Source organism: Citrobacter sp. wls716 (genome assembly GCF_005280975.1).
GTDB classification, from domain to species: Bacteria; Pseudomonadota; Gammaproteobacteria; order Enterobacterales; family Enterobacteriaceae; genus Citrobacter; species Citrobacter youngae.
Genome location: NZ_SZWX01000057.1, coordinates 268256 through 289277, shown reverse-complemented (window position 1 = coordinate 289277; position 21022 = coordinate 268256). Strand labels below are relative to the sequence as shown.

Here is a 21022-nt window from a genome sequence, read left to right as displayed (position 1 = left end):
CCTGATAAGCGCAGCGCCATCAGGCAAAACAAAACCGAATGGCGTCAAAAGAAAAACCCGCCGGAGCGGGTTTTGAGGTAGGCATTAGTTGCTGCCAAACATATCCTTGATCCAACCTGCGACGCCGTCGCTGTCTTTCTTCTCCTGCTGCGGCGGCTGTTGTTGCTGCTGCTGTTGAGGCTGCGACTGCGTTGATTGATCGAACGGATTACCTGACTGCTGCTGCATCTCACCTTGCTGACACAACGAATCCGGATCGGTAGTCCACACTGGCAGCGTACGCATACCACCACTGCACACAAAGTTACCGTCGTAATCTACACCCATATCAACAACATCTTCCGGCGGCGTCAGCACCAGCGGTGTTGGCGTTTGGTTCGCCAGATAACGCTGATAAATCGACATCGCGCCGCTGGCGCCGTACAACTTGGTTGGCTGGTTGTTATCGCGGCCTACCCAGGTAATCGTCACCTGGCTGCCGTCGATACCGGCAAACCAGGTATCCACGTTGTTGTTGGTGGTCCCGGTTTTCCCTGCCAGATGCAGCCCTGGGTACTTCGCGCCAAGCTGGCGACCCGTACCGCGTTGAACCACCTGTTGCATGGTCCACAGCGTCATATATGCCGCCTGTGCAGGCACTGCGCGCTCTGCCTGCGGGAAGCTTTGATACAGCACGGTCCCATCTTCAGCAATGACCGAACGCAGTGCTGATAATGGCGCACGGTTACCCCCGCTGGCGATGGTCTGGAACGCCTGTGCCACTTCAATTGGCGTCAGGTTCAACGCCCCCAGCAGCATCGCCGGAACCGGATTGAGCTGATCTTTCGGGGCGCCCAGTTTCGTCCAGGTCTCGGTAACCGCGGGCAGGCCCAGCGCCATCCCCAGATTGACGGTCGGGACGTTCATTGAACGCGTTAACGCATCCACCAGCATTACTTTACCGCTTTCGCTATAGCGACGGTCATCGTTCTGAGGTGACCACACCTGACCGTTCGGCTGGCGCAGCGCAATCGGCGCATCGGCGATCCAGGTATTCAGGCGATACAGCTTCGGCTGGCTCAGCGCCGTCAGATAGGTTGCCGGTTTTGCCAGAGAACCGATGGAACGACGGGCCTGCATCGCGCGGTTATAGCCCGCAAACTGCGGCTCTGCGCCGCCGACCATCGCACGAACCTCGCCGCTAAAGCGGTCAACGACCACAATCGCGGTTTCCAGATCGCTCAGCTTGCGCTGTTTCTTCAGCACCGGAATGCCTTCCACCGCCGCTTTTTCTGCCGCATCCTGTGCCACGGAATCAAAGGTGGTGAAAATTTTCACACCGGAGAGATCTTTGACTTTATCGCCCAGCTTCGCCTGTAGCTCCTGGCGTACCATCTGCATAAACGCTGGTTGTGGTGAAATCACCCCGCCACGCGGCTGCACGCCTAACGGGCGCGCGCTCAGCATGTCATACAGGTCCTGATCGATAATCTGCTGCTGTTGCAGCAGGCGCAGCACCAGATTACGACGCTCCAGCGCCAGCTTCGGATTACGCCATGGGTTGTAGATTGACGCCCCTTTAACCATCCCCACCAGCAACGCCTGCTGGTCGAGACTCAGTTCTTCCACCGGACGACCGAAATAATAGAGGCTCGCCAGCGGGAAGCCGCGAATTTCATTATCGCCGCTTTGACCGAGATAAACTTCGTTCATGTACAGCTCAAGAATGCGGTCTTTGCTGTAGCGCGCATCCATGATCAGCGCCATATAGGCTTCGTTCGCTTTACGCCAGTACGAGCGCTCGCTGGACAGGAACAGGTTTTTCACCAGTTGCTGTGTCAGCGTACTGGCCCCCTGTACCGTACGACCGGCCGTCAGATTCGCCAGCACCGCACGTCCAATGGAATAGAGGCTGATGCCGTCGTGCTCATAGAAATGGCGGTCTTCGGTCGCCAGAAGCGTATCTACCAACAAATCCGGGAAGCCGCTACGCGGAACGAACAGACGCTGCTCACCGTTAGGGGAAGACAGCATGGTGATCAAACGCGGATCGAGACGGAAGAAACCGAACTGGCGGTTGTTATCCATATTCTCAATAGTATCCAGATGATCGCCATCAAAGGTCAGACGCGCACGCACCTGCCCTTCTTTACTGTCCGGGAAATCAAACGGACGGCGGATCATCTCAATGCTCTTCGCCTGCACGGTAAATTCGCCCGGGCGCGTCATTTTCGTCACCTGACGGTACTGTGTCGCCTCCAGCAGTTTCACCATCTCGTTCTTGCCGATGGGCATTTCTGGCTCAAGGTTAACCATCCGGCCATAAACAGCCGCAGGCAGTTGCCAGACTTTGCCATCAATGCGGCTACGGATTTTTTGGTCCAGGTACACGCCATATATCGCGATCAGCACCAAAAAGACGATCGACAGTTTTACCAGCAGCCAGAACCAGCCACGCTTACCACGAGGCTTACGCCCTTTGCCCTTACCCTTACGCGGCATCGGTTCTTCATCCTCATAGTCATCATCATAATCGTCGTCATACTCGTCATCTCTGAGTTGACGACGGCTCACCTTTTGTTTCACCGGACGTGACGGTTTCCCTTTACGTCCAATTGGCTCGCGGTCATTCCCCGCCATGCTTTTTCTCCGCAACATTCAGGCGCAAAGGCCCGATTCTCTGTTCTTCCGTCAGGCGACAGAAGAAGAAATCTCTCAATTTATGAATACTTTTTGGTGCGCCGCGTTGGCGCGGTATTCGCCGGATCGTCCGGCCAGACGTGTTTGGGATAACGCCCTTTCATCTCTTTTTGTACCTCACGGTACGATCCTTTCCAGAATGCGCTCAGATCGCTGGTGACCTGTAGCGGTCGCTGGGCCGGAGAAAGCAGCTCCAGCACCAACGGCACACGCCCCCCCGCGATGGTTGGCGTATTCGCTTCGCCAAACATTTCCTGCATCCTGACCGCCAACACCGGGGGATTATCCTCGTGATAGCGGATGGCTATCCGGCTTCCCGTCGGCACAGTGTAATGCGCAGGCAGTTCACTATCCAGACGTTGCAGCATTGACCAGTCCAGCAAACCGCGCAATGCCTGAGCCACATTTAATGCTTTGAGCGCGCGTAAAGAGTGCACACCGCTCATATGCGGCAATAGCCAGCTCTCCAGCGCCGCCAGAAGAGAATCCTCATCTACCGCAGGCCAGTCGTACTCCGGCAACCAGTTTGCCGCGCAATGCAGGCGCAGCCGAAACTGTTCAGCCTCCGGCGTCCAGTTGAGCACACTTAGCCCTTTATCGCGAATACCATTCAGCATCGCCTGATGCAACTCGTCTTCCGAAGGTTTAGCCAACGGCTGCACTTTTAGCGTCAACTGGCCTATCCGCGTGAGGCGCAGTGCTTTTAACGTTCCCTGGGCTTCATCCCATTCGATGGTATCGGACTGTTGCAGCAGTTCAGGACACGTCTGCATCAACGCTTCAATATCCAGCGGCAAGGCCAGTAAAATACGCGCATCCGGTGACGCGCTTCCTTGCAATAACAACGGCGCAATCAACCACTCATGGCGTCCAAGGGCGTCATCGGAATCCAGCATCGCCCCCATCCCGTTGGCCAGTTGATAACGTCCATCCAACCCGCGACGGCGCGCGATCCTGTCGGCAAAGGCCTGCGCCAGTAAAAGTGCTAACCGTTCGCTATCGGGCTGGCCTCCCCGCACATTCAGGCGCTTCAATAGCTGCTGGCTACGCAGTTGCCAGGCGGGCTGATTTCGTGAAAATGCGACGGCTAAATCGGTACTGCCACCGCGCGGCGGCTCTTCCAGAATCGCGGCCAGTTTCGCCGCCGTTGCCGCTTCGTTATCATTGTTGGTGCTAACCAGCATAGCCGCTAAACGGGGATCATTACCCAACGCCGCCATTTTCTGCCCCGTGGCACTTAGCCTGTTGCCCTCCAACGCACCCAGCATCTGTAACAGCCGTTTTGCCGCCTGCAGGTTGATAGCGGGCGGCGTATCCAGCCAGTTCAACTGTGCAGGATCGGTGCATCCCCATTGCAACAGTTCCATCAGCAGACCGGACAGATCGCTCTGTAATATCTCAGGCTCTCCCTGCGCCGCCGCTCTTTCCGCCTGCTCTTTGGCAAGCAGATGCAGACAGATACCGGGCTCCAGACGACCTGCACGCCCGGCTCGCTGGGTCATCGATGCCTGGCTGATGCGCTGGGTAATCAACCGCGTTAAACCGGTGCGCGCGTCATAGCGCGCCACGCGTTCCTGGGCGCAGTCCACCACCAGCCGGATGCCTTCAATCGTTAAGCTGGTTTCGGCAATATTGGTCGCCAGCACCACTTTGCGCTTACCTTGCGGCGCGGGCAAAATCGCCAGGCGCTGCTCGGCCAGCGTCAATGCGCCGTACAGCGGACACAACAGAATATCGCTACCCACGCGGCCTGCCAGCTGTTCCTGCACGCGCTGAATTTCCCCTACACCCGGTAAAAACAGCAGCAACGAGCCACTCTCGTTACGTAGCAACTCCGCGGTGGCAATAGCAACCGCCTCATCAAAACGTAAATGCGTCGCCAGCGGCTGGTAGCGCCGTTCAACAGGAAACGCACGTCCTTCGGAAACAAGGGTAGGCGCGTCAGGCAACAGCTGCTGCAAACGCCCGTTGTCCAGTGTGGCTGACATAATCAGCAGTTTTAAATCGTCCCGCAAGCCTTGCTGTACGTCCAACAGCAGCGCCAGTGCCAGATCCGCCTGCAGGCTGCGCTCGTGAAATTCATCAAGGATCACCAGACCAACGCCCTGCAATTCTGGATCACGTTGGATCATGCGTGTGAGCACACCTTCCGTGACCACTTCAAGCCGGGTTTGCGGCCCCACGCAGCTTTGCGCACGCATGCGATAGCCCACGGTTTCGCCGGGCTTTTCGTTCAGCGACTCCGCCAGTCGTTGTGCCACATTGCGAGCCGCCAGGCGACGCGGTTCCAGCAGGATAATGCGCCCCGATATCCCCTGATGCGCCAGAAGCTGTAGCGGCAGCCAGGTCGATTTCCCGGCACCGGTCGGCGCGGTCAGCAGGACCTGCGGTGAAGCATCAAGGGCGGTAAGCAGTTCAGGCACTATGGCGGCAACGGGCAACGACGTCACAAATGACTCCAGAGGGTTAACATTCTTCGCGCTGCATTGTAGCATCGCGTTAATTCATAACCGAGTATCCATCATGTCTGAGCCGAAACGGCTGTTCTTTGCCATTGAATTGCCTGCTGAGGTTCGGGAGCAGCTCATCCACTGGCGAGCCGCACAATTTCCGCCAGAGGCGGGCCGTCCGGTCGCCGCAGACAATCTGCACCTGACGCTGGCTTTTTTAGGGAATGTGAGTGCCGAGAAACAGCAGGCGCTATCACAACTGGCTGGACGCATTCGCCAGCCGGCGTTCACGCTCAGGCTGGACGATGCAGGGCAATGGCTGCGTTCGCGGGTTGTGTGGCTGGGAATGCGTCAGCCGCCACGCGGGTTATTGCAACTGGCCAATATGCTGCGAGCACAGGCCGCACGCAGCGGATGCTACCAGAGCCCACAGCCCTTTCACCCGCATATCACGCTCTTGCGCGATGCCAGTCATGCAGTCGCCATCCCGCCACCCGGTTTTTGCTGGTCATTTCCGGTTACGGAGTTTGCGCTTTATGCCTCGTCATTTGAGCGAGGACGCACTCGCTATTCAACCTTGCAACGCTGGGTGCTGAGCAAATAATCAAGGGTATTATTCATGCAATTTTCTCCCCCTTTACAACGCGCTACGCTAATTCAGCGCTATAAACGTTTTTTAGCGGATGTGATCACACCGGATGGCACAACCTTGACGCTACACTGCCCAAATACCGGAGCAATGACCGGATGCGCAACCCCGGGTGATACCGTCTGGTATTCAACATCAGAAAATATTAAGCGGAAATATCCACATACCTGGGAATTAACGCAAACCGCATCTGATGCATTTATTTGTGTTAACACGCTATGGGCCAATCGCTTAACGAAAGAGGCTATTCAGAATGAACTCATTGCGGAGCTTTCTGGCTACAGCGTGTTGAAAAGTGAAGTAAAATACGGCGCAGAAGGCAGCCGTATTGATTTTTTGTTACAGGCAGATTCCCGGACTGACTGCTATATTGAAGTAAAATCAGTCACGTTGGCGGAAAAAGAGTATGGTTATTTTCCCGATGCCATAACTGAACGAGGTCAGAAACATCTTCGGGAATTGATGAGCGTAGCGGCTGAAGGTAAACGTGCCGTCATATTTTTCGCGGTACTACATTCAGCCATTACACGGTTTTCACCCGCGCGCCATATCGATGCAAAATATGCGCAGTTATTAGTCGAAGCACAGCTAAAGGGGGTCGAAATTCTGGTTTATAAAGCGGAACTTTCTGCCCATGGTATGACTCTTAAAGAGTCGTTGCCCATTGCCTTGTAATGGTGTAAACAACGGGTTAATTAATATTCTGGCCGCGTGCGCAAATACGCTTTTCCTCACAGGGTTGTCAAGTGTTACGTATAGATAATTGCTATCCGGAAAAGCATCTGCTATTTATAGCGACCTGATTTTTCCCCCGAACATGGGGATCGATAGTGCGTGTTAAGGAGAAGCAACATGCAAGAAGGGCAAAACCGTAAAACATCGTCCCTGAGTATTCTCGCCATCGCTGGGGTGGAGCCGTACCAGGAGAAACCGGGCGAAGAGTATATGAACGAAGCCCAGCTGTCGCACTTCAGGCGTATTCTTGAAGCATGGCGTAATCAACTCAGGGATGAAGTCGATCGCACTGTGACTCATATGCAGGACGAAGCGGCTAACTTCCCTGATCCGGTTGACCGTGCCGCACAGGAAGAAGAATTCAGCCTTGAGCTGCGTAACCGTGACCGTGAGCGCAAACTGATCAAAAAGATCGAGAAGACACTGAAGAAAGTAGAAGACGAAGATTTCGGCTACTGCGAATCATGCGGCGTAGAAATTGGTATTCGTCGTCTGGAAGCCCGTCCAACAGCCGATCTGTGCATCGACTGCAAAACGCTGGCAGAAATTCGCGAAAAACAGATGGCGGGTTAATCCCGTAGACTGTTGCATGCCGGGTAGCATCACGCTAATCCGACAGTACCTGGGCGGGAGTTTCTCCCGCCTTATTCTTTTATATTATCCATCGACATGACAGACAAACCCTACATTGGCCGTTTTGCCCCTTCACCTTCCGGTGAACTGCATTTTGGTTCCCTGGTAGCCGCCCTCGGCAGTTATCTACAGGCCCGTGCACAGCGCGGAATCTGGCGGGTACGCATTGAAGATATCGATCCCCCTCGTGAAGTTCCCGGTGCTGCAGAGACGATTCTGCGTCAGCTGGAACATTACGGCCTGCTCTGGGATGGCGAAATCATGTGGCAGTCGCAACGCCATGACGCCTACCGTGAGGCACTGTCCTGGTTACAACAACAAGATTTAAGTTACTACTGTACCTGCACACGCGCCCGTATTCAGAGTATTGGCGGGATTTACGACGGTCATTGCCGTGCGTTACGCCACGGGCCGGAAAATGCAGCGGTACGCATCAAGCAACAGCATCCCGTTTTACACTTTAACGACCTGCTGCGCGGCAATATTCACACCGACCCAGAGCTTGCACGGGAAGACTTTATTATCCACCGACGCGACGGACTGTTTGCTTATAACCTTGCAGTAGTGGTTGATGACCACTTCCAGGGAGTAACAGAGATTGTACGCGGCGCGGATCTCATCGAACCGACTGTACGCCAAATTTCGTTGTATCAGCAGTTCGGTTGGCAAGTACCGGACTATATTCATCTGCCGTTGGCGCTCAACGAGCAAGGCGCTAAACTTTCTAAACAGAATCATGCGCCTGCCCTGCCGCAAGGCGATCCACGCCCGGTTCTCATTAACGCGTTGCGCTTCCTCGGCCAGAACACTGTAATACCGTGGCAAGCGCTGAGTGTGGAAGAATTACTGCAAACTGCGGTGCAAAATTGGACGCTTACGACTGTGCCGGGTTCAGTGAATGTAAATCCGGCATTCTCAAATGACTCATGCTGAGCTATGATTAGCCGCGATTTTTACACAGCAACACTTGTTCTGACTGAAGTTTGACACTACCGAGGTGCACTATTTTTACCCGAGTCGCTAATTTTTGCCGCAAGGTGCTAAGCCGTGAGGAGCGCGAGGCCGAGCTTGCCGTCGCCCGTCCGCATATGACGGTAATCCCGCGTGAGCAGCACTCTATCTCCCGCAAAGATATCAGTGAAAATGCCCTGAAGGTAATGTACAGGCTCAATAAGGCCGGATACGAGGCATGGCTGGTAGGCGGTGGCGTACGCGATCTTTTGCTGGGCAAAAAGCCGAAAGATTTTGATGTCACCACCAATGCAACGCCAGATCAGGTGCGAAAACTGTTTCGTAACTGTCGCCTGGTTGGGCGTCGATTCCGTCTGGCCCATGTCATGTTTGGCCCGGAAATTATCGAAGTTGCGACCTTTCGTGGACACCATGAAGGCAGTGAGTCCGATCGCACCACGTCACAGCGCGGGCAAAACGGTATGCTGCTGCGTGACAACATCTTCGGCTCCATCGAAGAAGATGCCCAGCGCCGCGACTTCACGATTAACAGCCTGTATTACAGCGTGGCCGATTTCACCGTGCGTGATTACGTCGGAGGCATGCAGGATCTCGAAGATGGCGTCATCCGCCTGATTGGTAATCCGGAAACGCGCTACCGCGAAGATCCTGTACGTATGCTGCGTGCCGTGCGCTTTGCCGCCAAACTCGACATGCGTATCAGCCCGGAAACCGCAGAGCCGATCCCACGTCTGGCAACGCTGCTTAACGATATTCCCCCCGCACGCCTGTTTGAAGAAGCGCTCAAACTGTTACAGGCGGGCTACGGGTATGAAACCTATAAAAAACTGCGTGAGTACAGCCTGTTCCAGCCGCTGTTCCCAACCATCACCCGCTATTTCACCGAAGATGGTGACAGCGCGATGGAACGCATCATTGCCCAGGTACTAAAGAATACCGACACCCGTATCCACAATGATATGCGCGTGAATCCGGCATTCTTGTTTGCGGCGATGTTCTGGTACCCGTTACTGGAAGCAGCGCAGAAAATCGCACAGGAAAGCGGTCTGGCCTATTACGACGCTTTCGCACTGGCGATGAACGATGTACTGGACGAAGCCTGCCGCTCGCTGGCTATTCCTAAGCGTCTGACGTCGCTCACCCGTGATATCTGGCAGCTTCAGTTACGCATGTCCCGTCGTCAGGGCAAACGCGCCTGGAAGCTGATGGAGCATCCAAAATTCCGCGCTGCCTACGACTTGTTGGCCCTGCGTGCCGAAGTGGAAAATAACGCCGAACTGCAGCGTCTGGCGCAGTGGTGGGGCGAATTCCAGGTTTCCGCGCCGCCGGAACAAAAAGGCATGCTGAACGAACTCGACGAAGAACCAGAACGCCGCCGCCATCGTCGTCCGCGCAAACGTGCGCCACGTCGCGAAGGTTCCGCGTGACCCTCGCTTATATTGCGCTCGGCAGCAATTTAGCCTCACCTCTGGAGCAGGTTAATGCTGCCGTGCAAGCGATCGGCGACATTCCCGACAGCCGCATCGTCGCCGTTTCCTCGTTTTACCGTACGCCGCCGTTAGGCCCACAGGATCAGCCAGACTACCTGAACGCGGCCGTGGCGCTGGAAACGACTCTCGCGCCCGAGGAACTGCTTAATCACACCCAACGCATTGAGCTACAGCAGGGTCGCGTACGTAAAGCTGAACGCTGGGGCCCGCGTACGCTGGACCTCGACATCATGCTGTTTGGCGATGAAGTGATTAACACCGAACGTCTGACCGTGCCGCACTACGACATGAAGAACCGCGGCTTCATGCTGTGGCCGCTGTATGAAATTGCGCCTGAACTGAGCTTCCCGGACGGAACCAGCCTACATCAACACCTCGCCCAACTCGGTGCTGCAAAACCTGCACACTGGTAAAGTAATCCTTTCCCTTTAGCGTTTACTGCTTTCGCGCCAAACGATTGCTTAAATCAATTGCCCCCCTGAATGTGACTGCTAGAATGCCGTTAAATATGACTTTCACCATCAGGAAATGTTATGAAACCGACAACAATCTCATTGCTGCAAAAATACAAGCAAGAGAAGAAACGCTTCGCGACGATTACGGCTTACGACTACAGCTTCGCGAAACTCTTTGCCGACGAAGGTATCAATGTGATGCTGGTTGGCGACTCGCTGGGCATGACCGTTCAGGGCCATGATTCTACCCTCCCCGTCACCGTTGAAGATATCGCCTACCACACCCGCGCCGTGCGTCGCGGGGCACCCAACTGCCTGCTGCTTTCCGATCTCCCGTTTATGGCCTACGCTACGCCAGAACAAACCTTTGCAAATGCCGCGGTGGTTATGCGTGCGGGCGCCAACATGGTCAAGGTAGAAGGCGGTGCGTGGCTGGTCGATACGGTGAAAATGCTCACCGAACGCGCGGTCCCGGTGTGCGGTCATCTGGGGCTGACCCCGCAGTCCGTCAACATTTATGGTGGCTATAAGGTGCAAGGCCGTGGTGATGCCGGGCAAACGCTGCTCGACGACGCGCTGGCGCTGGAAGCGGCTGGCGCTCAGTTGCTGGTGCTGGAATGCGTACCGGTTGAGCTGGCGAAGCGCGTCACCGATGCGTTGTCGATTCCGGTTATCGGTATTGGCGCAGGTAACGTCACTGATGGACAAATCCTCGTCATGCACGATGCATTTGGCATTACCGGCGGCCATATCCCTAAATTTGCCAAAAATTTCCTCGCTGAAGCGGGCGACATGCGCGCCGCAGTACGGCAGTATATTGCTGAGGTTGAATCCGGCGTCTATCCGGGTGAAGAACACAGTTTCCATTAAGGAGTCCAAGTGTTAATTATTGAAACTCTGCCGCTGCTGCGCCAGCACATTCGTCGTCTGCGTCAGGAAGGCAAACGCGTCGCGCTGGTTCCGACAATGGGCAACCTGCACGACGGCCATATGAAGCTGGTTGATGAAGCAAAGGCTCAGGCTGATGTGGTGATCGTCAGTATTTTTGTCAACCCAATGCAGTTTGACCGTCTGGAAGACCTGGCGCGCTATCCACGCACGCTGCAGGAAGATTGCGAAAAGCTGAACAAACGCAAAGTCGATATCGTCTTTGCGCCATCAGAGAAAGAAATCTATCCGCAGGGCACGGAAGGTCATACCTATGTTGATGTTCCGGGACTGTCTACCATGCTTGAAGGCGCCAGCCGTCCGGGCCACTTCCGTGGTGTTTCCACTATCGTCAGCAAGCTGTTTAATTTGATCCAGCCAGATATCGCCTGCTTTGGCGAGAAGGATTTCCAGCAACTGGCGCTGATCCGCAAAATGGTGGCGGATATGGGTTATGACATTGAGATCGTCGGCGTACCGATTATTCGCGCCAAAGACGGCTTAGCCCTAAGCTCGCGTAACGGCTATCTCACGGCAGAGCAGCGTAAAGTCGCCCCTGGCTTGTACAAAGTGATGAGCCGCATTGGCGAAAAATTACAGGCTGGGGAACGCGATCTGGAAGAGATTATCGCCATTGCTGAACACGAGCTGAATGAAAAAGGCTTCCGCGCCGACGACATTCAGATCCGCGACGCCGACACGCTGCTTGAACTGACTGAAAGCAGTAAACGCGCAGTGATTCTGGTTGCCGCCTGGCTGGGTCAGGCTCGTCTGATCGATAATCAAAGCGTTACATTAGCCCAGTAGACAGGGGTTAAAAATCAGGCAATACTGCCTGAAAATTCTCAAAGCAGGTCAGTAGCACCTGCTTAGTCAAGGTAAACGACAGGGTATAGAAGTTATGATTCGCACCATGCTGCAAGGCAAGCTCCACCGTGTAAAAGTCACGCAGGCGGACCTGCACTATGAAGGCTCCTGCGCCATCGACCAGGATTTCCTTGATGCCTCCGGTATTCTGGAAAATGAAGCTATTGATATCTGGAACGTGACGAATGGGAAACGTTTCTCAACCTATGCAATTGCGGCTGAACGCGGCTCCAGAATCATCTCGGTGAACGGTGCGGCAGCGCATTGTGCAGAGGTTGGCGACATTGTGATTATCGCCAGCTTCGTCACCATGTCTGATGAAGAAGCCCGTACATGGCGCCCGAAAGTGGCTTACTTTGAAGGCGACAACGAAATGAAGCGTACCGCGAAAGCTATTCCGGTACAGGTTGCCTGATAGCCTTACCCCTGCGGCTGGTTGCTTATCAGCCGCGACATCGTCTCCAGCGAATCCGTTCTTAAAATATAAAGTCTTTTCAATAAGAACGGATTATCTCCCGGCTTAACCTTCCCTCTCACCGTGGTGACCGCCATGTGGAATCCCGCGTCGCCTGCTGCTTTTACCGCCGTGGCGTTATAACCGCCAAACGGGTACGAAAGATACAGGACGTGAGGGTTAAACTGGGACAGTGCCCGGCGCGAACGGGCGAAATCGAACAAAATATTGTGATAGCTGCGACTCAGCAGGATCGGCCGGCGATTCGCATCAACCCAATGTAAAAAATGGGTGTGCGACTGGAAGTCGAACACGTCCCGGATCTCATTCAGTTCAGAGATGCTCATAAACTGCAGCGATTTCGGATCCCACTTCTGCGGGTGCCGCTTGATGCGTGAGGAGATGATAAACGCTGTTGCCTTCATGCCGTGCTGCTTCAGAATCGGATAAGCATAACGACTCACCGACTTGAGACCATCATCAAAAGTCAGCACCACCGCCCGTGCAGGCAGGTTCATTTTATTCTGCACGTAGCCTTCCAGTTGATACATCGTCAACGTGGTGTAACCACGATCCTGGAGCCAGGCCATCTGGTTACTGAACGCACGCACAGAAGTCGTCGTGGAGGTGTGGCGAAAACGGGTATTCTCTTCATCACGCAGAATATGATGGTAGGTCAACACGGGAATACCGTGGTCTTCCTGCGCATCCAGCGCACTGATATAGGCCAGCCTGCCACCAATGCGGATCTGAAACCAGGTCTGATTAAGTCGGTCTTTGAGCTTACTAATGATGGGATAGCGCAGGTTGTCCGCCAGTACGCCAAACGGGGCGCTACCGACATCCGGAGCATTATAAACGGGCGTGTCTTTCCAGGTTACCAGGCTTTGATTGCTGAGCGGCTTGTTGAGGTCGCCTAAACCATCGTCAACCTTCTGCCGGCCCTGAACAGGCTCCAGGTGTCCCTTATCGATAAACCCGGTACCAAAGCCAAAGGGGAATTCGTAATAATCTGCCTCAATGGGCTCAACGGCGAGGATTTGCCCGGCGCGAATATTCCCGACCGTCACCATCTTATTACCAATCTGCGCCCACACGGCAGCCGCTTCGGTCGTTTGCATATAACGAGCAGGCAACGCCGCAGCAACGCTGCCAGAGAACAGGAGCAATAAAACAAGCAGAAGGCGCATAACCATATGAGATAACCGAGGCGAGAAACCCCGGCTATTGTAGCAAAAGCACCATCAATACCAATGATTAATACTCATACAAATCATGCTTCAACACGAAGGGGGGATTTTTTTGTTGCTGATGCCAGAGACTGGAGACTTCAGGCCCGCCAAGCGCAACGATGCAATCGCGGAACGCAGAACTGCTCATTGATTCCCGCGACGAAATCATTCGCTCAAGTAATGAATAGCTGATACCAGAAATGACTTCACACTGGGGATGTTTATGGCTCATTAACGAAGCCACGCGGTAAGGCGCAGCCCCGGCCATATCGGTCAGGAATATCACGCCCTCGCCTGAGTCTGTGGCATGCAGGGCATGGCACATCATACGGCTTAGCATGTTCGAGCTGAGACCTCGCCAAAAACTCACCGCCTGACACTGGACCAAAGGGCCGTGCTTTTTTTCCAGACGCTGCAGCATATCCTGTGCCTTATCGTCATGACAGGTAATTACCCAACCTAGCATCGCCTACCTCCTTAGCAGGCAAGTAGTTTATCAGGGTGATAAATATGTAAGGGTGATAAACATCAAAAGTTTCCTCTCCCGTTCAGGGAGAGGAAAAGAGGTTAGCTGCGCAGTCCGCGCCCGCGCTGAATCAGATACCAGCACAGTAAATAAAACGCGGCGATAAACACCACCAGCACACAGAAGGTCGTCACCAGCGGCACATCGTGAATGCCGAGGAAACCGTAGCGGAACCCGCTAATCATGTAGACAATCGGGTTCAGGTGCGACAGTCCCTGCCAGAACGGCGGTAACAGCGTTAACGAGTAGAAAACGCCCCCCAGATAGGTCAGCGGCGTTAACACGAAGGTCGGGATCAGACTGATATCGTCAAAGGTTTTGGCGAAAACCGCGTTCAGCAAGCCCGCCAGCGAAAACAGCACCGCCGTCAGCACCAGCGTCAGCGCCACGAAGACCCAGGAGTGCACCTGGAACGGCACGAAGAACAGTGAGATAGCAGTGACCAGAATGCCCACACACAGACCGCGAGCCACGCCACCGCCGACAAAACCGGCGATGATTACGTGCGTCGGTACCGGTGCAACCAACAGTTCTTCAATGTTGCGCTGAAACTTGGCGCTAAAGAACGACGACGCCACATTAGCGTACGAGTTGGTAATCACCGCCATCATGATAAGCCCCGGCACGATAAACTGCATGTAGCTAAAACCGTGCATTTCACCGATCCGTGAGCCAATCAAATTACCAAAGATAATAAAATAGAGCGTCATGGTGATAACGGGCGGCACCAGGGTTTGCACCCAGATACGCATAAAGCGGTGGATCTCTTTCGCCCAGATGCTTTTCAGCGCGACCCAGTAAAGCTGCATCATGCGCGATCTCCTTGTTTTTCATGAACCAGAGAAACAAACAGCTCTTCCAGCCGGTTCGCCTTGTTCCGCATACTCAATACCTGAATACCCTGAGCGCTCAGCTGCGAGAACACGCTGTTCACCCCCTGTTCGCGCAGAACTTCAACTTCCAGCGTGGAGGTATCAACCAGGCGGTATTGATAGCCTTCCAGTTTCGGCAGCGGGCTTTTCGCCGCCAGATCGAGAATAAACGTCTCAGATTTGAGCTTAGAGAGCAGATTTTTCATCGAGGTGTTTTCCACCAGCTCGCCGTGCTGAATAATGCCGATATTGCGACACAGCATTTCCGCTTCTTCAAGGTAGTGGGTGGTTAGAATAATCGTCGTACCTTTATCGTTTAAATCCTTTAAAAAGCCCCACATTGAGCGGCGTAATTCAATATCAACACCGGCAGTTGGTTCATCAAGGATGAGTAATTTTGGCTCGTGCATCAGCGCACGGGCAATCATCAGGCGGCGCTTCATCCCGCCGGAAAGCATGCGCGCACGCTCGTTACGTTTTTCCCACAGGTCGAGTTGTTTTAGATAAATTTCACTGCGTTTAACCGCCTCTTTATACTCTACGCCGTAGTAACCGGCCTGGTTGACCACGATCTGCTGCACGGTTTCAAACGGGTTAAAGTTGAACTCCTGCGGCACCAGCCCAAGCTGACGCTTGGCGTTAACCGTGTCTTTATCGAGATCGTAGCCGAACACGCTCACCCGCCCGGAGGTTTTATTCACCAGCGAGCTGATAATACCGATGGTGGTGGACTTCCCCGCGCCATTGGGACCTAGCAGCGCATAGAAATCACCCGCTTCGACTTGCAAATCTATGCCACGCAACGCCTGAACGCCACCAGGATAGGTTTTTTTAAGTTGTTGAAGTTCCAGAGCAATGGTCATGGTTTTTTACTTACCTTACGTTCTGACATTTTATATATAGTTTAAATAATGCCGGAGTTACCCTATATTAGCCCATCGAATTTATCTGGCTTCGGGTTGTACAACTCCATGAAAGACATAGATACACTCATCAGCAACAATGCACTATGGTCAAAGATGCTGATAGAAGAGGATCCCGGATTTTTTGAAACGCTGACGCATGCGCAGAATCCGCGTTTTCTATGGATTGGATGTTCCGATAGCCGCGTTCCCGCTGAACGTTTAACCGGTCTTGAACCGGGTGAACTGTTTGTTCACCGTAATGTTGCTAATCTGGTCATTCACACCGACCTGAACTGTCTCTCAGTGGTTCAGTATGCGGTGGATGTGCTGGAAGTGGAACACATTATTATTTGTGGCCACTATGGTTGCGGCGGCGTCCAGGCGGCTATTGAAAATAAAGAACAGGGGCTGATTGATAACTGGTTGCTGCATATCCGCGATATCTGGTTTAAACACAGCTCACTGCTGGGCGAAATGCCGCAGGAACGTCGCATGGACACCCTGTGCGAACTGAATGTTATGGAGCAGGTCTATAACCTGGGCCACTCAACCATTATGCGTTCAGCCTGGAAACGCGGTCAGAAAGTGACAATTCACGGCTGGGCTTACGGTATTCATGATGGTCTGCTGCGCGATCTGGACGTCACGGCTACCAGCCGCGAAACACTGGAGCAACGCTACCGACAGGGGTTGTCGAACCTCAGCCAGAAGCACAGCAACCATAAGTAAGGTGATATTGCCGGGTGGCGGTTACGCCTTACCCGGCCTACAACTCAGCGCCGTAGGCCTGATAAGCGAAGCGCCATCAGGCGCTCCAGCCCATTACTCGTCCAGCAACACCACTTTGCCAACATACGGCAGATGGCGATAACGTTGTGCATAGTCAATGCCGTAGCCAACAACGAACTCATCTGGAATGGAAAAACCGATAAACTCGACCGGTACGTTCACTTCACGGCGAGAAGGTTTATCCAGCAACGTACAAATCGCCAGAGATTTAGGTTCACGCAGGCTCAGGATTTCACGCACTTTTGACAGCGTGTTGCCGGAGTCGATGATGTCCTCAACAATCAGCACGTCTTTGCCACGAATGTCTTCATCCAGGTCTTTGAGGATTTTAACATCACGCGTGGTGGACATTCCGCTGCCGTAGCTGGAGGCGGTCATGAAATCGACTTCGTGGGAGACATGCACTTCACGGCACAGGTCAGCCATAAACATAAATGAACCGCGTAACAGGCCTACCAGCACCATATCACTGCCGCTGTCCTTGTAACGCTCGTTAATCTGACGTCCCAGTTCGGCAATACGCGCTTTGATCTCCGCTTCCGGGATCATGACTTCTACAGTATGTTTCATAAAAGAAATAACTCACTGATTTTTATCAGTTAACACATCATGCAAATCGAAAGAAAGCACTTACCTTGATACACCGCCAAAGAGACGGTGGCTCGCACTAACCACAAAACTTGCGACAGCATACAAACAATTCAGTGGATGAAGTATACCAGCAAAGAGACCGCATTCCTCTGATAGTTACTCAGAGAGCCTGCGCACGCATTTTAACGCGCTCTGAATACACGAAAGCCGGGCAACGAACCCGGCTTTTAGCGTGAGCAAAATCGGACTTTTTCAGGTCAGAACGTTTCCCAATGTTGATCCTGGGTAGTAGAGACAACGCGATCCTGGCGCGGAGCGTCCTGCAGTGGTTTTCGAGCCCCACTCACCGCCTTCTCGCGGGTAATACGAAATACCGCAACGGCCTGCCGCAACTGCTCGGCCTGTTGCTCCAGAGAGGCCGCCGCCGCCGCAGACTCCTCCACCAGCGCGGCGTTTTGCTGGGTCACGCTGTCCATCTGCGAAACCGCGAGGCTAACCTGTTCAATCCCCCGACTCTGCTCTTCAGAAGCAGACGCAATTTCGCCCATGATATCGGTCACACGGGTCACCGCCGCGACAATTTCTGCCATGGTTTTACCGGCATCCGAAACCTGCTGCGATCCCATGCCTACACAGTGGGTTGAATTATCAATCAGCGCTTTGATCTCTTTTGCTGCCTGGGCACTACGGCTTGCCAGAGTCCGGACTTCACCTGCCACAACCGCAAAACCGCGCCCCTGCTCTCCGGCTCTGGCCGCTTCTACCGCGGCGTTCAGCGCCAGAATGTTGGTCTGGAAGGCAATACTGTCGATAACGTTCGTGATCTGCGCGATTTGCTGCGAGCTGTCCGCTATTTCACTCATCGTATGCACAACGGTATCAACAACACGACCACCGCGAGCGGCAGTATCAGAGGCGTTTTTCGCCAATTGGGTTGCCTGTTTCGCATTGTCCGTATTCTGCTTCACTGTCGCGGTCAACTGCTCCATGCTGGCGGCCGTTTCCTCAAGCGAGGCCGCCTGCTGCTCGGTGCGCGAAGAAAGGTCGTTGTTGCCCGAGGATATTTCAGCGGCCCCGGTATGAATTGACTCCGAGCTATTGCGTACGGCAGTGACTGTCGAAATCAGCGACTGTTGCATCTCTTCCAACCCCATCGCCAGTCGGCCCATTTCGTTGCGACCTTCAACATTGAGCTTATGGGTTAAGTCTCCACCGGTAATGACGCGAATATGCTCCATAATCTGCGCCAGCGGTTTAAGCAGGATGTGTTGCAACCCGCTCCAGATCATGCCCAGAACGATCAGCACAACCAGAACGATGCCTCCCAGTGTCCACTGCATACGGGAAAAACTGAGCTGATTCTCCGCAGCAGCATGCTGCAGCAGCGCATTATTCTCGTTTCGCCAGTGCTCATAGCTCGTTTCCATCTCATCCTGCGCTTTCTGGGCATCAAGATCGCCATAAGCCTGATAGTTATTCGCTCGCAGATACTCAATCGATAATTTCATCACTTCGTGCATCTGGCGATACTGCTTTTCCATTTCACTGGCGATCTGCGGATCTTGCCCTGTCACCTGCGGTAATCCCTGATACTGGGCGAAATAGCCTTCGGCCTTCTTCATTGAATCACTGGCGGTATTGAGCAGCGTGTTGATAGCGGCCAACGAGGCGGGATCGCGCTGATTTTTTAAAAAGCGGATGGCGACGCGCGTCACCGTAACACGGGTTTTAATCAACGTATTGACGCTGTCACTCAGATTTTCTTGCTGAGCGTTGAGGGTGCCTGAGTTCTGGAAATTATGCCTGTCATTGTTTACCGCAGAGTAAAACAGGCTTCCCGTAACGGCCTGCAGTAAACAGAAAATGGCGAGAACCAGCAGAATACCGGTAATAACACGAATATTTTTAATCACGTTTTTTCATCCATTGAACTCACATTGGGTATGTGATGATTATCGGCCCCAAAGGCGATTACTTTATGTTCAATGGCAGAATATGCAGGGGATGTGCCTTACCCAGCCGACAAGAAATATCCTGCAGGCCGGGCAAGCGCAGAGACGTCGTTGTTTAAACCGTAAAACCGAGCATCATGCCGGTGTCTTCGTGCTCCAGCAGATGGCAGTGCGCCATATAGGCATGTTCTTTCGGCGCATCGTGGTCAAACTTCACCAGTACCTCGCTGACGCCGCCCTCTACCCGCACAGTGTCTTTCCATCCCGTACGGTGCGCAGCAGGCGCTTTGCCATTTTCAGACAAAATGCGGAACTGCGTGCCGTGAATGTGGAACGGGTGCAGCATCATGTCGCCCTGACCAGAAATGACCCAGCGTTCATGCTGGCCTTTCGTCGCGGCAAACATCGGTTTATTCATATCAAACGCCAGCCCGTTAATCCGGTTGGCATTATGGAAATCGAATGTGCCATCCTGCTTCATGTTGCCCATGCCGCCATGCTGCATATTCCCCATCTCACCGTGGTTCATATTGTCATGATCCATGTTTCCGTGGCCCATATTGTCGTTATTCATATGGCCCATCATCTGCCCATGATCCATCCCTGCCATGGCCTGCCCGCCGTATTTCTTCATCAGCATTTGCATGCCCATCATGTCGAGCATCGGATCCATAGACAGCTGCAGTTTGCGTACCGTCACCCCATCAAGCGACGGCAGCGCCGGCATAGCTGTCAGTGTATCCGGCAGCGTGCCGGAGGCGGTAATCAGCAGCGGCTGAACGCGCATCACCGGATGTGGCTTATCAAATGGCGCGATCGCCATCCCCATCTGACTGACAGGCAATGTGACCAGATCGAAAGCTTTTCCGTCGCTCACATCCACCAATACTTCAAAACGCTCACCCATCAGCATCGGTAGTTCGGTCACTTTTACCGGCTCAGCTAACAATCCACCATCACTGGCAATCACGTACAGGGGACGGTTATCGCTGGCCGCGATATTCAGTGAGCGTGCGTTACAGCCATTCAGCAGACGCAAGCGCAACCAGCCGCGAGGCGCGGCATGTTGTGGGTAAATCGTCCCATTGGTTAGCAGCGTATCGCCAAACCAACCGACGGCGGCGGTCATCATATCCAACTGATAATTAATTTGTCCGTCAGCGGAAAACTGTTTGTCCTGAATAATCACCGGCACATCGTCGATACCCCACTGCTTCGGTAGCAATAGTTTGCGGATCTCGTCATCTTCAATCAGTACCAACCCAGCCAGGCCCATCGCAACCTGACGTCCGGTTTTCCCGTGTTGATGCGGATGGAACCAACAGGTTGCAGCCCGTTGCGCGGGGGTAAAGGTCACTGAACGCTTCCCGCCCGCCGGAATAACACCTTGCGGCCCGCCATCGACTTCTCCAGGGATTTCCAGCCCATGCCAGTGCAACGTCGTCTCTTCGGCCAGCTGATTATGAATATCCACGCTCACCGCCTGACCTGTATTCAGTTTTACTGCGGGTCCGAGCAGGTTACCGTTATATCCCCAGGTGGTGGCGGTTTTCCCCGCAAACGTCGACTGCCCGGCTTTCACAATCAGTTGTATGCGATTAGAAGCATCCGCAGTTAACAGGTCTGGAATGGGTAACGCAGGACGGTCAGTCGCAAAAGCGGTGCGGCTCCACAAAGGTAAAGCTGACGCGACGCCCAGCGCCACGGAATACTTTAAAAAGTCACGACGTTGCATATTCATTTCCTTATATTCAGCAGCTTAAGCAGGCTATCTTTTAAGCATAAGCCCTCCCCCTACGGGAAGGTCAAGTGAACGGCTGATAATAAAGGTCGTCGCTTCGCTC

Annotated in this window: 19 protein-coding genes; 10 read left to right on the top strand and 9 right to left on the bottom strand. The window is 53.8% G+C overall.

Features of this window, described 5'->3' with window-relative positions; translation table 11 throughout:
- Nucleotides 1-84: 84 nt before the first annotated feature.
- Both mrcB and hrpB read right to left on the bottom strand, forming a co-directional pair.
- The gene (gene mrcB / locus FDX24_RS23120; protein ID WP_048212660.1) at nucleotides 85-2619 is read right to left on the bottom strand and encodes a bifunctional glycosyl transferase/transpeptidase; all 2535 of its coding nucleotides are present in this window, start codon (nucleotides 2617-2619) and stop codon (nucleotides 85-87) included.
- Nucleotides 2620-2699: 80 nt separating this feature from the next.
- A complete protein-coding gene (hrpB, locus tag FDX24_RS23115) occupies nucleotides 2700-5129 on the bottom strand; it encodes an ATP-dependent helicase HrpB (RefSeq protein ID WP_137365002.1) in 2430 nt (809 codons plus the stop codon).
- 73 nt (nucleotides 5130-5202) lie between these two features.
- Here hrpB and thpR point away from each other — a divergent pair, with 73 nt between their 5' ends.
- The 9 genes from thpR (at nucleotide 5203) to panD (ending at nucleotide 12272) form a co-directional block, all read left to right on the top strand.
- Nucleotides 5203-5733: an RNA 2',3'-cyclic phosphodiesterase gene (thpR, locus tag FDX24_RS23110; protein ID WP_048212662.1), complete on the top strand. Its 531-nt coding sequence runs from the start codon at nucleotides 5203-5205 to the stop codon at nucleotides 5731-5733.
- A 15-nt stretch (nucleotides 5734-5748) separates the two neighbouring features.
- Entirely contained in the window at nucleotides 5749-6453 is a 705-nt protein-coding gene (sfsA, locus tag FDX24_RS23105) for a DNA/RNA nuclease SfsA (protein WP_137365001.1), read from the top strand.
- 177 nt (nucleotides 6454-6630) lie between these two features.
- Complete coding sequence (gene dksA / locus FDX24_RS23100; protein ID WP_003829221.1) at nucleotides 6631-7086, top strand: RNA polymerase-binding protein DksA; 456 nt, start codon at nucleotides 6631-6633, stop codon at nucleotides 7084-7086.
- Between the two features lie 96 nt (nucleotides 7087-7182).
- On the top strand, nucleotides 7183-8079 hold the full coding sequence (gene gluQRS / locus FDX24_RS23095; protein ID WP_137365000.1) for a tRNA glutamyl-Q(34) synthetase GluQRS: 897 nt from the start codon (nucleotides 7183-7185) through the stop codon (nucleotides 8077-8079).
- Nucleotides 8080-8150: 71 nt separating this feature from the next.
- Complete coding sequence (gene pcnB, locus FDX24_RS23090; protein WP_204266837.1) at nucleotides 8151-9545, top strand: polynucleotide adenylyltransferase PcnB; 1395 nt, start codon at nucleotides 8151-8153, stop codon at nucleotides 9543-9545.
- Nucleotides 9542-10021, top strand: a complete 480-nt coding sequence (gene folK / locus FDX24_RS23085) for a 2-amino-4-hydroxy-6-hydroxymethyldihydropteridine diphosphokinase (RefSeq protein ID WP_048212665.1) — start codon at nucleotides 9542-9544, stop codon at nucleotides 10019-10021. The genes pcnB and folK overlap by 4 nt, the downstream gene beginning before the upstream one ends.
- A 120-nt stretch (nucleotides 10022-10141) precedes the next feature.
- Complete coding sequence (panB, locus tag FDX24_RS23080; protein ID WP_048212666.1) at nucleotides 10142-10933, top strand: 3-methyl-2-oxobutanoate hydroxymethyltransferase; 792 nt, start codon at nucleotides 10142-10144, stop codon at nucleotides 10931-10933.
- Nucleotides 10934-10942: 9 nt separating this feature from the next.
- The gene (gene panC, locus FDX24_RS23075; RefSeq protein WP_048212667.1) at nucleotides 10943-11797 is read left to right on the top strand and encodes a pantoate--beta-alanine ligase; all 855 of its coding nucleotides are present in this window, start codon (nucleotides 10943-10945) and stop codon (nucleotides 11795-11797) included.
- 94 nt (nucleotides 11798-11891) lie between these two features.
- Nucleotides 11892-12272, top strand: coding sequence for an aspartate 1-decarboxylase (panD, locus tag FDX24_RS23070; protein WP_000621526.1), 381 nt, complete (start codon nucleotides 11892-11894; stop codon nucleotides 12270-12272).
- A gap of 5 nt (nucleotides 12273-12277) precedes the next feature.
- Here panD and FDX24_RS23065 read toward each other — a convergent pair whose 3' ends face one another.
- From FDX24_RS23065 to FDX24_RS23050, 4 genes are all read right to left on the bottom strand, one after another.
- Nucleotides 12278-13507, bottom strand: coding sequence for a polysaccharide deacetylase family protein (locus tag FDX24_RS23065; RefSeq protein WP_137364999.1), 1230 nt, complete (start codon nucleotides 13505-13507; stop codon nucleotides 12278-12280).
- Nucleotides 13508-13568: 61 nt separating this feature from the next.
- The gene (locus tag FDX24_RS23060) at nucleotides 13569-14009 is read right to left on the bottom strand and encodes a PTS sugar transporter subunit IIA (protein WP_048212669.1); all 441 of its coding nucleotides are present in this window, start codon (nucleotides 14007-14009) and stop codon (nucleotides 13569-13571) included.
- A 101-nt stretch (nucleotides 14010-14110) separates the two neighbouring features.
- A complete protein-coding gene (locus FDX24_RS23055; RefSeq protein ID WP_137364998.1) occupies nucleotides 14111-14881 on the bottom strand; it encodes an ABC transporter permease in 771 nt (256 codons plus the stop codon).
- A complete protein-coding gene (locus FDX24_RS23050) occupies nucleotides 14878-15804 on the bottom strand; it encodes an ABC transporter ATP-binding protein (RefSeq protein WP_048212670.1) in 927 nt (308 codons plus the stop codon). The genes FDX24_RS23055 and FDX24_RS23050 overlap by 4 nt, the downstream gene beginning before the upstream one ends.
- Nucleotides 15805-15912: 108 nt before the next feature.
- Between FDX24_RS23050 and can the strand changes: the two genes are divergently transcribed.
- The gene (gene can, locus FDX24_RS23045; protein ID WP_008786227.1) at nucleotides 15913-16575 is read left to right on the top strand and encodes a carbonate dehydratase; all 663 of its coding nucleotides are present in this window, start codon (nucleotides 15913-15915) and stop codon (nucleotides 16573-16575) included.
- A gap of 93 nt (nucleotides 16576-16668) precedes the next feature.
- Here can and hpt read toward each other — a convergent pair whose 3' ends face one another.
- The 3 genes from hpt to cueO all read right to left on the bottom strand — a co-directional run bounded on the left by hpt (nucleotide 16669) and on the right by cueO (nucleotide 20913).
- Complete coding sequence (gene hpt / locus FDX24_RS23040; protein WP_003018658.1) at nucleotides 16669-17205, bottom strand: hypoxanthine phosphoribosyltransferase; 537 nt, start codon at nucleotides 17203-17205, stop codon at nucleotides 16669-16671.
- Nucleotides 17206-17483: 278 nt separating this feature from the next.
- Nucleotides 17484-19139, bottom strand: a complete 1656-nt coding sequence (locus tag FDX24_RS23035; protein ID WP_061067262.1) for a methyl-accepting chemotaxis protein — start codon at nucleotides 19137-19139, stop codon at nucleotides 17484-17486.
- A 154-nt stretch (nucleotides 19140-19293) separates the two neighbouring features.
- On the bottom strand, nucleotides 19294-20913 hold the full coding sequence (cueO, locus tag FDX24_RS23030; protein ID WP_137364997.1) for a multicopper oxidase CueO: 1620 nt from the start codon (nucleotides 20911-20913) through the stop codon (nucleotides 19294-19296).
- Between the last annotated feature and the right edge of the window lie 109 nt (nucleotides 20914-21022).